At 59.1% G+C, this 14,673-nt stretch carries 13 protein-coding genes; 7 read left to right on the forward strand and 6 right to left on the reverse strand.

Features of this window, described 5'->3' with window-relative positions; translation table 11 throughout:
- The first annotated feature begins 6 nt into the window (after positions 1–6).
- From nuoN to SIB92_RS20995, 4 genes are all read left to right on the forward strand, one after another.
- Positions 7–1,449, forward strand: a complete 1,443-nt coding sequence (gene nuoN / locus SIB92_RS20980; protein WP_412553830.1) for an NADH-quinone oxidoreductase subunit NuoN — start codon at positions 7–9, stop codon at positions 1,447–1,449.
- A gap of 82 nt (positions 1,450–1,531) precedes the next feature.
- A complete protein-coding gene (locus SIB92_RS20985) occupies positions 1,532–2,284 on the forward strand; it encodes a biotin--[acetyl-CoA-carboxylase] ligase (RefSeq protein ID WP_412553831.1) in 753 nt (250 codons plus the stop codon).
- A 25-nt stretch (positions 2,285–2,309) separates the two neighbouring features.
- A complete protein-coding gene (locus SIB92_RS20990; protein WP_412553832.1) occupies positions 2,310–3,086 on the forward strand; it encodes a type III pantothenate kinase in 777 nt (258 codons plus the stop codon).
- Positions 3,083–4,747, forward strand: a complete 1,665-nt coding sequence (locus SIB92_RS20995; protein WP_412553833.1) for a ribonuclease J — start codon at positions 3,083–3,085, stop codon at positions 4,745–4,747. Before SIB92_RS20990 ends, SIB92_RS20995 begins: the two co-directional genes overlap by 4 nt.
- Before the next feature lie 43 nt (positions 4,748–4,790).
- Here SIB92_RS20995 and SIB92_RS21000 read toward each other — a convergent pair whose 3' ends face one another.
- The 6 genes from SIB92_RS21000 to SIB92_RS21025 all read right to left on the reverse strand — a co-directional run bounded on the left by SIB92_RS21000 (position 4,791) and on the right by SIB92_RS21025 (position 11,044).
- On the reverse strand, positions 4,791–5,018 hold the full coding sequence (locus SIB92_RS21000; protein WP_412553834.1) for a DUF2798 domain-containing protein: 228 nt from the start codon (positions 5,016–5,018) through the stop codon (positions 4,791–4,793).
- On the reverse strand, positions 5,015–6,442 hold the full coding sequence (locus tag SIB92_RS21005) for a DEAD/DEAH box helicase (RefSeq protein ID WP_412553835.1): 1,428 nt from the start codon (positions 6,440–6,442) through the stop codon (positions 5,015–5,017). Before SIB92_RS21005 ends, SIB92_RS21000 begins: the two co-directional genes overlap by 4 nt.
- Before the next feature lie 169 nt (positions 6,443–6,611).
- Positions 6,612–7,562, reverse strand: coding sequence for a glycosyltransferase family 2 protein (locus SIB92_RS21010; protein ID WP_412553836.1), 951 nt, complete (start codon positions 7,560–7,562; stop codon positions 6,612–6,614).
- Positions 7,559–8,314, reverse strand: coding sequence for a hypothetical protein (locus tag SIB92_RS21015; protein ID WP_412553837.1), 756 nt, complete (start codon positions 8,312–8,314; stop codon positions 7,559–7,561). Before SIB92_RS21015 ends, SIB92_RS21010 begins: the two co-directional genes overlap by 4 nt.
- A gap of 47 nt (positions 8,315–8,361) precedes the next feature.
- Positions 8,362–9,969 carry a peptide chain release factor 3 gene (locus tag SIB92_RS21020; protein ID WP_412553838.1) on the reverse strand — a complete coding sequence of 536 codons (1,608 nt, stop codon included), beginning with the start codon at positions 9,967–9,969 and terminating at the stop codon, positions 8,362–8,364.
- Positions 9,970–10,021: 52 nt separating this feature from the next.
- Positions 10,022–11,044 carry a Hint domain-containing protein gene (locus tag SIB92_RS21025; RefSeq protein WP_412553839.1) on the reverse strand — a complete coding sequence of 341 codons (1,023 nt, stop codon included), beginning with the start codon at positions 11,042–11,044 and terminating at the stop codon, positions 10,022–10,024.
- Positions 11,045–11,192: 148 nt separating this feature from the next.
- Here SIB92_RS21025 and SIB92_RS21030 point away from each other — a divergent pair, with 148 nt between their 5' ends.
- The 3 genes from SIB92_RS21030 to SIB92_RS21040 all read left to right on the forward strand — a co-directional run bounded on the left by SIB92_RS21030 (position 11,193) and on the right by SIB92_RS21040 (position 14,622).
- Positions 11,193–11,972, forward strand: coding sequence for an SDR family oxidoreductase (locus SIB92_RS21030; protein WP_412553840.1), 780 nt, complete (start codon positions 11,193–11,195; stop codon positions 11,970–11,972).
- 36 nt (positions 11,973–12,008) lie between these two features.
- Positions 12,009–13,145, forward strand: a complete 1,137-nt coding sequence (locus tag SIB92_RS21035) for a hypothetical protein (RefSeq protein ID WP_412553841.1) — start codon at positions 12,009–12,011, stop codon at positions 13,143–13,145.
- Between the two features lie 91 nt (positions 13,146–13,236).
- Positions 13,237–14,622 carry a sodium:proline symporter gene (locus tag SIB92_RS21040; RefSeq protein WP_412553842.1) on the forward strand — a complete coding sequence of 462 codons (1,386 nt, stop codon included), beginning with the start codon at positions 13,237–13,239 and terminating at the stop codon, positions 14,620–14,622.
- The last annotated feature ends 51 nt before the right edge of the window (positions 14,623–14,673 follow it).

Raw genomic sequence — 14,673 nt, forward strand, 5'->3', positions numbered from 1 at the left:
TGAGATATGATCCAGGCTGACCTGAACATCATCTTGCCGGAAATCCTGCTGGCCCTCTTCGCCATGCTGGCGTTGGTGGCAGTGGTTTACACCGGCAAAGACAAAATGGCGCCGATGCTGACCTGGCTGACCGCCGGTGTGTTTGCCATACTAGCTGTATGGATTGGCGTGTCCGGTGACGGTGAGAACATCGCCTTCAATGGCATGTTCCACGACGACGCCTTTTCTCGCTTTGCCAAGGTAGCAATGCTACTGGCCGGTGCCGCTGTGCTGGTCATGGGCGCGGACTACATGAAGCGCCGCAACATGCTGCGCTTTGAGTATCCAATCCTCGTCGCTCTGGCGATGGTTGGCATGATGGTGATGGTCTCTGCGGGCGATCTGATGGCGCTCTACATGGGCCTTGAGCTGCAGTCCCTGTCGCTTTACGTCGTTGCCACCCTGCGCCGCGATGGTGTGAAGTCTACCGAAGCGGGGATGAAGTACTTCCTGCTCGGCGCGCTGTCCTCCGGTCTGCTGCTCTATGGCTCCTCGCTGGTCTACGGCTTTGCGGGCACCACCACTTTTGCCGGCATCATCGAAGCGGTTGGCCACGGTCACGCACCACTGGGGCTGCTGTTTGGCCTGACATTTGTGATCTCCGGTCTGGCGTTCAAAGTCTCCGCCGTGCCGTTCCACATGTGGACGCCTGATGTCTACGAAGGCGCACCAACGCCGATCACTGCCTTCTTTGCAACCGCGCCAAAGCTGGCCGCCATGGGCCTGTTTGCCCGCGTGCTGTTTGACGCCTTTGGCGGTGTGATTGGTGACTGGCAGCAAATCATTGCGCTTCTGTCGGTGCTGTCCATGTTCCTTGGTGCTGTGGCTGCGATCGGCCAGACCAACATCAAACGTCTGATGGCCTATTCCTCCATCGCACATATGGGCTACGCCCTGATGGGCCTCGCGGCGGGTACCGCGTTGGGTGTCGAAGCGATGCTGGTTTATATGGCCATCTACGTGACCATGAACGTGGGCACCTTTGCCTTCATCCTTTCGATGGAGAAAGACGGCCAACCGGTGACAGACATCGCCTCCCTGAACCTCTACAGCAAACAAGCCTCCGGCCGTGCCCTCGCGCTGCTGTTCCTGCTGTTCTCTTTGGCAGGTGTGCCACCGTTCCTCGGCTTCTTTGGCAAGTTCTACGTGCTGAGCGCCGCAATGGACGCAGGCCTCGCGTGGCTCGCCATCGCAGGTGTTGTGGCTTCTGTGATTGGGGCGTTCTACTACCTGCGCATCGTCTACTTCATGTACTTCGGCGAAGAAGGCGACACGCTGGATGCGCCACGCTCGATGGTTCAGCAAGTGATGCTGATGGCCAGCGCCGCGATTATGCTGCTGGGGATTGTGAACTTCTTTGGCGTCGATACCGCCGCGCAAGCCGCTGCCGCAGCCTTGATGCCGCATTGATCGCCAAGTAAAGACCCCACATGTGACGCGCCCCACTGGGGCGCGTTGCTGTTTTGACCAACCGCCGAAAGACGGAGTGACCATGAGCAACTGGCCTGAAGGATACGGTCGCCGCGTGCTGGCCGAAATCGACAGCACCAACGCCGAAGCCGCCCGTATCGCACCGAAACTGGCTGGCCCTGAATGGATTCTCGGTCTGCGACAAACCCAAGGTCGCGGTCGGCGGGGCAGGGCATGGGTCGATCCCATTGGCAACTTCGCAGGTACTCTTGTGATGCGCCCGGCAGAAGCCCCGGATCAGGTCGCTCTGCGGTCGTTTGTGGCGTCACTGGCGCTCTATGATGCGTTTGTCGCGGTCACAGGCCGCTCTGAGGCAATGGCGCTCAAATGGCCCAACGACGTTCTGCTTAATGGTGGTAAAGTCGCGGGCATCCTTCTGGAAAGCGCAGGCATGGCCGGTGGTGCGGTGAGCCACATCGCTATCGGCATCGGTGTGAACCTCGCCCATGCGCCGGATACCGGCGCAGTCGAGGCCCAAGCCACCCGTCCTGTGTCCTTGCTCAGCGAAACCGGCGCGGCCGTCACCCCCGAAGACTTCCTCGATGCGCTGGCGCCGGCCTACGCAAATTGGGAAACCCAGTTCAGCACCTATGGCTTTGAGCCGATCCGCACCGCTTGGCTGACCCGCGCCGCACGCATTGGTGAGGTCATCACCGCCCGCACCACCCGCGACGAAACGACCGGAACCTTCGAAACGGTAGACAGCGCGGGCAATCTGGTGTTGAAGACCGCGAAAGGCCGCGTGGCCATCCCCGCAGCCGACATCTTTTTCTGACCCGCACAAAGAGGGACCAAGACCCATGCTTCTGGCCATTGACTGCGGCAACACCAACACCGTGTTCTCGATCTGGGATGGGGAGAAATTCCTCTGCACCCTGCGCACCTCGACCCACCACGCCCGCACGGCAGACGCCTATTTCACGTGGTACTCCACGCTGATCAACCATTACGGCATCAAGGCGGAAATCACCGATGTAATCATCTCCTCCACTGTGCCACGTGTGGTATGGAACCTGCGCGTGTTTGCAGACCGCTTCTTCAACTGCCGCCCGCTGGTGGTAGGTAAGCCAGAATGCAAACTTCCGCATCAGCCGCGCGTCGACCAGGGCACCCAGCCTGGTCCGGACCGTTTGGCCAACGCTGTCGCAGCCTTTGACCGGCACGGTGGCAATGTGGTCGTGGTCGACTTTGGCACGGCCACAAACTTTGACGTGGTGGCCGAAGACGGCGCCTATGTTGGCGGCGTGATTGCGCCTGGCGTGAACCTTAGCCTCGAGGCGCTGCACTCCGGCGCGGCAGCTTTGCCACATGTCGACGTTAGCCAGCCGGAAAAAGTGATCGGAACCAACACTGTGGGCTGTATTCAGTCCGGGGTGTTCTGGGGCTACACCGGCCTGATCGAGGGCGTCATCGCTCGGATCAAAGCTGAATACGGCGCCCCAATGAAAGTGGTGGGCACAGGTGGCCTCGCACCGCTCTTTGAGCAGGGCGATGACCTGTTTGACACCATCGAAGACGATTTGACGATGCACGGCCTGACCGTGATCCATGATTACAACAAGGAGCAGGGCGCATGAGCGACCGCTTGATCTATCTGCCGCTGGGCGGCTCCGGCGAAATTGGCATGAACGCCTATGTCTACGGCTACGGGCCAGCAGACAACGAACGCCTCATCCTCGTCGACATTGGCGTGGCTTTTTCCGACATGGAAACCAGCCCCGGCGTGGATCTGATCTTCGCCGACATCACATGGCTGGAAGAGAACAAATCCCGTCTTGAGGCGGTGTTCATCACGCATGGCCACGAAGACCACATCGGCGCCGTCGGCCACTACTGGGAGCGTCTCGGCGTGCCGGTCTATGCCCGCGCCTTCACTGCCAACTTGGCACGCCACAAGATGGCCGACCGCGGTCAGCCCGAAGAGGTGGTCCGCACCGTCTCCGCATGGCCGGAAACCACCAACGCAGGTCCTTTCAAGGTCGGCTTCCTCCCGGTGAGCCACTCCATCCCGGAAAGCGCCGCCCTGGTGATCGACACGCCCGCTGGTCGCGTAATCCACTCTGGCGACTTCAAACTGGACGAAACCCCATTGGTGGGCGAGCCCTTTGATCCGGCGCTCTGGGCCGAGGTCTCCAAAGACGGCGTCAAAGCGTTGATCTGTGACTCCACCAACGTGTTTTCACCCCACGAAGGCCGCTCCGAGGCCTCTGTTGGCCCCGAGATCGAAAAGCTCGTCGCTGCAGCCCCCAACATGGTGGTCGCCACCACCTTTGCCTCCAACGTCGCTCGCGTAAAAACGCTGGCCGAGGCAGGCGAGCGGGCAGGGCGCTCCATCTGCCTTATGGGCCGCGCCATGCGCCGCATGATCGAAGCCGCGATCCAAACAGGCGTGCTGTCTGATTTCCCCAAAGTGGTCAGTCCGGAAGACGCTGCCAGCATTCCACGTGAAAACCTGATGCTGCTGGTCACCGGCTCCCAAGGCGAACGCCGCGCCGCCAGTGCACAGCTGGCCCGAGGCAAATATAATGGCATCACGCTGAAAGAGGGCGACCTGTTCCTTTTCAGCTCCAAAACCATTCCGGGCAACGAAAAGGGCGTCATCCGCATCATCAACCAGTTCTCCGAAATGGGCGTGGATGTGGTCGACGACAGCTCCGGCAAATATCACGTGTCCGGCCACGCCAACCGCCCTGATCTGGCGCGCCTGCATGACATCGTGAACCCCACCATGGTGATCCCAAACCATGGCGAACACCGTCATCTTCGTGAACATGCCAAGCTGGCCAACGAAGCTGGTCGCGCGTCCATCGTGGCTGTGAACGGCGCAATGCTGGATCTCTCCGGTGATCAACCGTCCATCGCGGGCTACGTGGAAACCGGTCGCACATACTTGGATGGCAACACCCAGATCGGGGCTATGGATGGCATCATTCGGGACCGCATCCGCATGGCGCTCAACGGGCATGTGATTGTCACCGTGCTGCTGGACGAAGACGATGAGCCACTTGGCGATGCCTGGTGTGAGCTGATGGGGCTGCCGGAACTGGGCCGCTCGCAAGCGCCGCTGGTGGATGTGCTCGAAGAGGATGTCACACAGTTTTTGGGCCGTGCCAAAGAGAAAACCTTGGCGGATGACGACAAGATCGAAGGCGACATCCGTCGCATCGTGCGCAACTCTTCCCGTGACGAAATTGGCAAAAAGCCAGAAGTCACAGTGATTGTCAGCCGCCTGAGCTAGGCGTCCACCAGCACAAAATTGAAGAGAACTTTGGTCCGCTTGCCTATGGCTTGCGGACCAATTTTTTGACGATCCGCCGTGTCAAAGGTGCCAAAACCAACACCAGCGGGAAGGCCACCATCCAGCTTGCAACCCACGCGCTCAGCCACATTGTGGCAAATCCGGCGACAAAGCCACTGACCATAAATGTAGAAATGAATGTGACCACATTGGTCATCATGCCAGACAGAATGAGCCCAAACAGGATGGGCTCAAACCGTGCTGGTATCATTGCGCGCCCTGTTCGCGGCGCTCTTCAAAGCTCATGGCGATGAAGCTAGGCATATGGTCACCCATACCGACAACTTTGTTGCCATCATCGCGGCGGTCATTGCGCCCACGTCCGCGCCCACGACGATTGTTGTCGTCCCGGTCGCGCCCACGGTTGTCGTCACGCTTGCGCTTATCGTCCTTGACCGGCGCTTCAGCCGCTTCCACGGTCTCTGACTTGGCGTCCGCCTTCGGCGCGTCCTCGTCCTTGCGCTTACGTGGTTTGCGCGGCTCGACCTTCACCGGGTTTTCAATGCGCGGGATCTCTTTCTGGATCAGCGCCTCAACCGCATCAAACTGCTTCTCATCCCGCGGGCTGCAAATTGTGATCGCCTTGCCTTCACGTCCCGCACGCCCGGTGCGCCCAATGCGGTGCACATAGTCTTCGGCGTGGCCTGGCACATCAAAGTTGAACACGTGGCTCACGCTTGGCACGTCCAGACCACGGGCCGCCACATCGGAGGCCACAAGAATGCGCAACTCGCCATTACGGAACTGTTCCAGCGTGCGCGTGCGCTGCGACTGGTCCAGATCGCCATGAATGGGCGCTGCGTCATAGCCGTATTTCTTCAACGACTTGGCGCAGATATCCACGTCCGTCTTACGATTGCAGAAAATGATCGCGTTGGTGCATTTGTCACCTTCCGCATCAATCAGTGCCCGCAACACTTTACGCTTTTCGCTGCCTTCGCGGTCGCGACGCGACGCTTTGAACATCACAACGTTCTGCTCAATCGTCTCGCTGGCGGTTGCCTGACGCGCCACTTCCACCCGCTCCGGGTTGGACAGGAAGGTATTTGTGATCCGCTCAATCTCCGGCGCCATCGTGGCGGAGAAAAACAGCGTCTGGCGGGTAAACGGCGTCAGGCCAAAGATGCGCTCGATGTCAGGAATGAACCCCATATCGAGCATCCGGTCGGCTTCATCCACCACCATGACTTTTACATCAGACAGGATCAGCTTGCCGCGCTCGAAATGGTCCAGCAAACGGCCCGGCGTGGCAATCAAAACGTCCACGCCTTTGTCGATGATCAGCTCTTGTTCCTTGAAGCTCACCCCGCCAATCAACAGGGCTTTGGTCAGCTTCAGGTGCTTGGAATAGGTGTCAAAGTTCTCGGCAACCTGCGCCGCCAACTCCCGTGTCGGACACAACACCAGGCTGCGCGGCATGCGCGCCCGGGCACGGCCTCGCGCCAGCAAAGACAGCATCGGCAGCGTGAAGCTTGCGGTCTTACCGGTGCCGGTTTGCGCAATGCCAAGCACATCGCGGCCATCCAATGCCGAAGGAATCGCTCCCGCCTGGATTGGGGTTGGGGTTTCATAGCCCGCTTCGGTAATCGCTTTGAGTACCTTCGGGTTGAGGTTCAGGTCAGAGAATTTTGTCATATGTATCCGTGGTTTACGGACACTCTTTGGCCCGTAGCGGCGTCTCGGATCGGGCCCGGTTGGCCCCGCGTCAATGGCGTTTTTGATCCACGGGGCCTTCTATCGCAACCACGGCGTCAGGTCAATGAAACCGAATATGTATCAAGCCTTTGGCGTGATTTCGGAAACACTAAACAACGAAGCCGGGGAAGTGTTTCCGCCGCTTTGTGTCCAAATCCAAGCGATGGCTGCGCAACAGCCCATGTGCCTCAAGCTTCTGCCGCAACTCTGGTGTCGCGACGCAGACTTCCTCGTAAAACTGCCGCAACCCGTCCGGTTCCTCGGCCAGATGAGCAAAGAGTTTGTGCAGGTTCAGCCCGCCCTGATCCTCCGGCACGGCTGAGCCCAACTCGTCTCGATACGATCCCTTCTTGTGGCGATAGGCAAAGCTCTGCATCCAATGCGCCCAGCTGGTGGTGTGCAGATGCAGCAGGGTCACATCGGTCAATTCCACCTGCCCGGGGTTGTGGCGGCCGTTTTGCGCAACATTGTGGATCTTGATTGTCATGTCCTTTTGTCCCGTGCGCAGGAACATCTTTCCCGCCACATGGCTGACAAACCCGTTCTTCAGATAGGCGGCAAAATCCGGGTAGATCTCTGCCACGATCTGATCGCGTTTGGCCTTGTCGGAAATGAAGGACTTAAAGTGGATCAGGTCGCTGTCATCCACCGAGGCCATCGCTTCCGCTGGCCGGACCCGCGCCACCAAGCAGTCTTGGGGCAGGGCGGCCAATTGCGCATCGATGGACCGATCCGGCCACAGGAACTCGTCCACATCAATATGCAGAAGCCAATCAACCTTCTTGGCGCGATTATAGGCGTGCCGCACGTTGAAAGACTGCCGCGGCTGGTGCATCGGCGGTTTCTTCCCACGTGTCTTCTGCCAGTAATTGTCGCCGGTGCGGACAACCGTCAGTTGGGGATGCGGTTTCAGCTGGATTTTGGCCTCGGGATTGGCAGCATCCAGATAGATCCAGACATGCGCAGCCCCCAGCTCCAGATGATGGGCCACGAAGTTCAGAATGTCGACGGCGGGCGCTTTGATGGTTGCCACCACCCCCCAGGTCGGTGAAGTGCTCATTTCCGGGCCTGCTGACGCTCTTTCTTGGCCCGCATCTGCGCCAGCCGCCGGAACACCCCGCCGGGCTCCTCGATCAGCTCTTGCAGCAAATGGTCCACCAACGGCGCAATCACCGCGTCGCTTTTGCCCATCTCCCATATTGGTGTGATCACGTTGATGTCGAGCCCGCCGTGCATCAATGAAAATGGCTCCATATCCAGCGGTAGCCGCGTTTTTATGCGTTTGCCAAAGCCGTACTCCTTGCCGGGCTCCATCCCGCTGAAGGTGCGCTCAAACTCATAAAGTTTCATCATGCCAAACAGCATGCGCAGCCCTTGGCCAACCTCCCGCTGCGCCGGGGTCTCGCCGTGATCCGCAAAAGTCTGTACTGAACTCACCAGCCAGCGCAGGTTCAATTCTGAAATCAGATGTGCGGACTCCTCGGCCCATATCCGGCAAAACAACGCGGCGGTTTGCGTCGGCTGGTCCCGCTTGCGCAGGTTGGAGATCAACTGCGCATTCAGGAAGGCCAATTCACTCAAGCCGACAAATTCTTCTGCAATCTGCCGTCGTTTGCGCGCCCAACTGGTGTTTGGATCGGCTGGCCCCTTTTGCGTTGCGCGCTCCGGTACAATCGCATTCCTCAGAACCGACAGGTTCACATCCAGGGACGGCAGGTCTTCTGGGCCAAAATCAAAGGGATCACGCCGGCCGTCGTAGCGTTCCATCATATAGGCGTAACCGCCCGGATAGGTGAGGGTTTTTTCTGACATGGCACGATGTTTGCACGGGGCGAAACCCCGTGCAATCGCAGAGTGTGTCAGACCATCATTTCCTTGGTCGCGCTTAGCGTGACATCCGGATAATCTCGGGCAACGCGGTCAATGTCCCACTGCAAACGGGTCAGGAACACCACGTCACCATCATTGTCGTAGCTGATATGCTGCTTGTTCATATCCGCAAACTTTTCAACCGCTTGGCGCTCACCGTGTACCCAACGGGCAGAGGTGAACTGGCTCTGTTCAAACCGCACGGGCAACCCGTATTCCATTTCGATCCGGCTGGCGAGCACTTCAAACTGAAGCTGGCCAACCACGCCCACAATGAATCCCGAACCAATCATCGGCTTGAAGACCTTCGCAGCGCCTTCTTCAGCAAACTGCATCAGCGCCTTTTCAAGGTGTTTGGCCTTCAGCGGGTCGCCCGCGCGGATGCCCTGCAGTAGTTCCGGTGCAAAGCTTGGAATGCCCGACACGCGCAGTGCTTCGCCTTCGGTCAGCGTGTCGCCGATGCGCAGCTGTCCGTGGTTGGGAATGCCAATGATGTCCCCGGCCCAGGCCTCTTCGGCCAACTCGCGGTCAGAGGCCAAAAACAACACCGGGTTGGAGATCGCCATCGGCTTTTTTGTCCGCACATGCGTGAGTTTCATGCCGCGCTTAAAGTGCCCCGAGGCCATGCGTACAAAGGCCACGCGGTCGCGGTGTTTCGGGTCCATATTGGCCTGAACCTTAAACACAAACCCAGCGACTTTCTTCTCCTCGGGTGCAATCTTGCGCGGCTCCGCGCTTTGCGCCTGCGGCTCAGGCCCGTAGGTTCCAATGCCGTCCATCAACTCCTTGACGCCAAAGGAATTGATCGCGGAGCCAAACCAGATCGGCGTCATATGCCCCTCAAGCACCGCCTGCGGGTCCAGCGCCGGCAGCAGCTCTTTGGCCATCTCAACCTCTTCGCGCAGCTGCTTCAGCAGGTGCTCTGGCACGTGATCGGCCAGTTTCGGGTCGTCCAACCCGTCAATCTGCACGCTTTCGGCCACCACGTTCCGGTCCGCCCGGTCCATCAACTCCAGCCGATCGTTGAGCATGTCATAGGTGCCCAGGAAGTCCCGGCCCACGCCAATCGGCCAGCTGGCAGGTGTCACGTCAATCGCAAGGTTTTCTTGGATTTCGTCAATAATATCGAAGGTATCACGACTTTCGCGGTCCATTTTGTTACAAAACGTCAAAATGGGCAGGTCGCGCAAACGGCATACTTCAAACAGTTTCTGCGTCTGGCTTTCCACACCTTTGGCGCCGTCAATCACCATCACGGCGGCATCCACTGCGGTCAGCGTCCGGTAGGTGTCTTCCGAAAAATCACTGTGGCCCGGTGTGTCCACCAGGTTGAAACGGAAGGTGCCAAAATCAAACGACATCGCAGAGGCCGACACGGAGATCCCGCGGTCCTTTTCCATCTGCATAAAGTCAGAGCGCGTGCGACGCGCCTCGCCCTTGGCCCGCACCTGACCGGCCATCTGAATCGCGCCGCCATACAGGAGGAACTTTTCGGTCAGTGTGGTCTTACCGGCGTCCGGGTGCGAGATGATCGCAAAAGTGCGACGTCGCGCAATCTCGGGCGGCAATTCGGGGCGGTTTGTCTGCGTGTCCAACATGTCCGCGCGTATAGGTCGCAAAGCGCCAATTCGCAAGGAAAAGCGGCGCGCCTTACTTGGAGGACGCCCGCTTCAAAAGCTCCACCGCGTCAGGACGATCCAGCAGGCTTTCATGCACCTCAAGGTGTGCCTGAGGCATGCCGCGCGCCGCATTGGATGCTGGACGCAGGCGTTCTTTCACCTCTTCCGGCACTGCAGGGCGAGTGCGCGTGTCCATCTGCATGGTTTCCGCCGAAATCCCCTCGGCAAAAATGATCTGATGGGTGTCAAACATGATCTGGTAGTAGTCCACAAACCCGCCTTCGTCGGCGAAGACCGTGTCCCCATTCACCAGATGCCGCGCTTTGATCAGAAGCTCGCTGCGCCCCACACCAATGTGGTCATGGCGCTGATAGACAAACAGCCGGTGATCCGGGCTCACTCGCAGATCCTGCGTGTTGTTTAGAGTGCCCGCGGTAATCACGATCGGGGCAAACTCGCCGCTGGCACGCTGCACGGCGTGTCCAATCCAACGCACTTCCTGCGGGCCATCATCCCGCGTCAACACGCGATCGCCCACGGACAAGTCTTCCACCCGACGCTGTTCGCCTGTGGCCATGGTGATGCGAGTGCCACCAGTGAAACTCACACAGGCCAGCTGCGCCAGCTTGGTGGAGGCCGCGCCACGATCAATGCCCACAAGCACGTAGTCACATTTGGGCGTCAGCGGGGCCAATGGCGCGCCGTAGACTTCCACCACACCGCCGTCGTCGTCCACTTCGACAAGAACCAGCACCTCAATGGTGTCACCGCTTGGCGGCATAAACGTGGCCACACAATCCAGATACACCCGCGCGTCTTTGGTGCCGAGGCTGTAATCGCTGGCAATGAAATGCTGTCCGTCGCTGTCGGTGCGCAGCGCAAGGCTCTGTTCTTCCGCATCTTGGTTCAGCGTATAAATATCGTCTGGCACCAGTTCTTCCGCAAAAGACAGGGAATCACCAAGGTTCGCCCCATCCATCACCACAAAGGCATCCGCCGGATAAACCGGTAGGCGTTGGGAGGGTTGGGAGCTGTCTTGGACTTGGGACGTCATAACTTACCTACTTTAGTGTACTGCACGCTTTCTTTGAACAAGTGAAGTGACACGCAAATGTGGCAGCACAATGCCATAGCCCCGGCATTATACTGGCATCATTCCTAATTTGGGTATTTCTTACCCCCACAACAACGGGGAGATTCGCATGGAATTGGGAATTAAAGGTAAACGCGCACTGGTTTGTGCGTCCTCAAAAGGTCTTGGTTTGGGCTGTGCTCGCGCTCTGGCTGCGGAAGGTGTCGATCTGATCATGAACGCGCGCGGCGTTGAAGCGCTTGAGGCCGCCGCCGCTGACATCCGGTCCGAATTTGGTGTGGATGTTCAGGCAATTGCCTGTGACGTGACCACCACTGAGGGCCAAGCCAAACTGATTGAAGCTGCGCAAGGCGTGGATATTCTGGTCAACAATGCCGGCGGCCCGCCTCCAGGCATGTGGACCGATTGGGACCGTGACGATTTCATTTCCGCCTTGGACGCCAACATGCTTGCCCCCATTGCGCTGATCAAAGCGCTTGTTCCGGGCATGATGGAACGAGGCTGGGGCCGCGTGGTGAACATCACTTCTGTCTCGGTCAAGTCCCCGATTCCGGTGCTGGGCTTGTCCAACGCCGCCCGCGCAGGCCTCACTGGCTATGTCGCAGGCACCGCGCGTCAGGTGGCGGGTAAAGGCGTTACCATCAACAACCTGCTGCCAGGCATCCACGCCACCGACCGCGCCGTGTCTCTAGACAAGGCTGTGACCGAGCAACAGGGCATCTCCATGGAAGAGGCAAAGGCCCAACGTGCCGCCACCATCCCCGCCGGCCGCTACGGTACCTCAGATGAGTTTGGCGCCACCTGTGCCTTCCTGTGTTCCCATCACGCAGGCTTTATCGTCGGGCAGAATGTTCTGCTGGACGGCGGTGCCTTCGCATCTGCTATGTAAGCGCGAGTAAGTAACTAAATGGCGCGAGGTGTGGGTGTGTCCCAGGGTTTTTCTCTGAAAGATGAGTTGTTTAACGCAGATAGTCTCGGCGATCTGGCGGCAGAGTTTGCCGCCGGAGTGCCTGGGTTCGATGGTGAGGACTTTCATCAAGAAGTTGTGGCAGGGCTTCAGGGGCGCGAGCTCATGGAGCGTATGGAATGGATTGCCGACTGCATCGAAAAACGCCTCGCGCCAGACTTCCCCGAAATGGCGGACCAGCTTGAGGCGGCCATGCCTCCCGCGCTTGATCCAACTCTGAAGGACGATGACTTTGGTCGCTTCATCCATGCTGTGCCTGGCATTCTTGCCACCCGCCACGGAGTCGAAGAGCACCGCGATCGGGCGCTGGACTTGCTGGAAGAGGCGACCAAGCGCTTCTCCATGGAGTTCTACATCCGCGCATTTATAAACCGTTGGCCGGAGGAAACCTTTGCCCGCCTGCATGACTGGGCCGAGAATGCCAACTACCACGTCCGCCGTCTGGTGAGCGAAGGCACCCGACCCAAATTGCCTTGGGCAAAGAAGATCGACATCGATCCGATGTCCACGCTGCCTCTCCTGGCAAAATTGCATGCCGATCCAACGCGCTACGTGACCCGGTCGGTGTCCAACCACCTCAATGACATTTCCAAACTCTCCACCGACACGGTGGTCAGCCAGCTTTCCGACTGGAAAGAGCAGGGCGAGCAGGCCACCAAAGAACTGGACTGGATGACGCGCCACTCCCTGCGCACAGCCGTCAAAGCAGGCCATTCCGGCGCGCTGTCGATGCTGGGGTTCCACGCAGACGCGCCCATCACTTTGGATAGCCTTTCGGTCGGCGGCGACAGCATCCAGATCGGCGACGCATTACAAGTCGAAACAACACTGTCCACGGAGGGCACATCCCCTGTGCCGGTGATGGTCGACTATGTGCTGAGTTTCCATCGCCCCAACGGGCGCGGCAGTGACAAGGTCTTTAAGCTCAAGCAAGGCAAAATCCCTGCTGGAAAGTCACTCACACTGGCCAAAAAGCATCCGCTCAAAGCCAACGCCAGCACATTTCAACTACATCCCGGCCCGCACAAGCTGGCCATTCAGGTCAACGGTCGTGTGCTTGGGGATGTGGCGTTTAACCTGACGGATCCGACGTAACCCTCTGACGTTTCATCACGTTTCTGTGGGGCGGCTAGCCTGACCTCTGGCCGCCTGCTAGGTCGGTTTCAATTCTGAACGGGACACGACCATGCACGCCGCCACACTCATCACCATATTCGCCGCTATCCTTTTGCTCAGCCTTGTTGTCGCCCCGAAACGGGCCACAGTTGTGGGCTTCTTTGGCGGGCAGACCGCAGAAGGGCAGGCGCCGTCGCTGTGGACCTTGGTGCTGTCGCAGGTCACCACCTGGATCTTCGCCCGGTCCCTGATGAATGCCGCCATCCTAGGTTTCTACTACGGAATTGCGGGCACCTTGGCCTACGCGGCTTACTACGCGTCCTTCCTGACAGGAGGCTACATCGTGAACCGTATGCGCGTGCAGGGCGCCGGCTCGGTGCAGGACTGGCTCACCTCGCGCTTTGGCACCCCCGGCACCACTGCCTACAACGTGGTGATTGCGCTGCGGCTTTTGTCCGAAGTGTTCGCCAATTTGCTGGTCGTTGGCTTGATCTTCAGCGCGGCGCTGCCTGAGGTTGCCAATGCGGGCACCATCTCCATCCTGATCGTTGGTGTGGTCGCGCTGGCTTACTCCGCATGGGGTGGGCTCTCCGCTGCCTTGCGCACCGACGTCATGCAGATGCTGCTGTTTCTTGTTGTGTTTGGCATCGCCTTTGTTGCGCTGGTGCTGCGCCCTGAGTTCGATCTCGGTGCTGTCCTCACAGCGCCTGGTGCCTCTGGCCCGCACAACGGCTGGGTGCTTCTGCTGGTCGCCGCGCTTCAGGTGTTTTCCTATCCTGTACATGACCCGGTGATGATGGACCGCGGCTTCCTCGCGGATCGCGACACCACCCGCAAAAGCTTCCTGCACGCTTTCTGGCTGTCCACGCTTTGCATCATCGCGTTTGGTTTCTTTGGCATTCAGGCCTCGCTTGAGGGCGCCGCTTATGAAGGTCAGTTGATCGGCACCTGGAGCACGATGTTCCCAACTTGGGTCTTCACCTTGCTGATCCTCTCGCTCTTGGTGTCTGCACTATCCACACTGGACTCCGCGCTGAGCTCCGCCGCCCGTCTGGTGGTCGAGGAACTCAAACTCGCGCCGCGCACGCTGGTTGGCGGCCGTGTTGCCATGTTGGTCTTTGCTCTCGCTGGTGGCGCGCTGACCCTTTGGGGCAACCAAACCCTATTTGATGCCGTTGCCGTGTCCGGCACTGCTTCGATGTTCCTCACCCCTGTACTGGTTGCCAGCCTGATCGGCGGCCGGGACGTCCCGCTCTGGTCCTACATGGCCTGCTTCTTCGCGGCGCTTTACGGCGCCGCTGCCTATATGTTTCGCGATACGGAATTTGTAGCCCAGTTCCTGTATGATGGTCACAAATACGAGCAGCTCCTGCAGATCTGCGTCATCGTTCTGGCCGTCGGATTTGCCGCAGTCCTGATCGGGAGCCGCAGGGTTGAAGCACGGGTAGGGGGCTGATACACCACTGCGAAACCCGATGAAAAACATCGGGGATTGCAAGAGGCCTCC

Origin of the sequence: Shimia sp. MIT1388 (assembly GCF_047124445.1) — a bacterium.
Classification (GTDB): domain Bacteria; phylum Pseudomonadota; class Alphaproteobacteria; order Rhodobacterales; family Rhodobacteraceae; genus Shimia.

Coding starts and splice junctions, on each gene's coding strand:
- nuoN (WP_412553830.1), top strand. CDS start 7: ATGATCCAGGCTGACCTGAACATCATCTTGCCGGAAATCCTGCTGGCC.
- SIB92_RS20985 (WP_412553831.1), top strand. CDS start 1,532: ATGAGCAACTGGCCTGAAGGATACGGTCGCCGCGTGCTGGCCGAAATC.
- SIB92_RS20990 (WP_412553832.1), top strand. CDS start 2,310: ATGCTTCTGGCCATTGACTGCGGCAACACCAACACCGTGTTCTCGATC.
- SIB92_RS20995 (WP_412553833.1), top strand. CDS start 3,083: ATGAGCGACCGCTTGATCTATCTGCCGCTGGGCGGCTCCGGCGAAATT.
- SIB92_RS21000 (WP_412553834.1), bottom strand. CDS start 5,018: ATGATACCAGCACGGTTTGAGCCCATCCTGTTTGGGCTCATTCTGTCT.
- SIB92_RS21005 (WP_412553835.1), bottom strand. CDS start 6,442: ATGACAAAATTCTCTGACCTGAACCTCAACCCGAAGGTACTCAAAGCG.
- SIB92_RS21010 (WP_412553836.1), bottom strand. CDS start 7,562: ATGAGCACTTCACCGACCTGGGGGGTGGTGGCAACCATCAAAGCGCCC.
- SIB92_RS21015 (WP_412553837.1), bottom strand. CDS start 8,314: ATGTCAGAAAAAACCCTCACCTATCCGGGCGGTTACGCCTATATGATG.
- SIB92_RS21020 (WP_412553838.1), bottom strand. CDS start 9,969: ATGTTGGACACGCAGACAAACCGCCCCGAATTGCCGCCCGAGATTGCG.
- SIB92_RS21025 (WP_412553839.1), bottom strand. CDS start 11,044: ATGACGTCCCAAGTCCAAGACAGCTCCCAACCCTCCCAACGCCTACCG.
- SIB92_RS21030 (WP_412553840.1), top strand. CDS start 11,193: ATGGAATTGGGAATTAAAGGTAAACGCGCACTGGTTTGTGCGTCCTCA.
- SIB92_RS21040 (WP_412553842.1), top strand. CDS start 13,237: ATGCACGCCGCCACACTCATCACCATATTCGCCGCTATCCTTTTGCTC.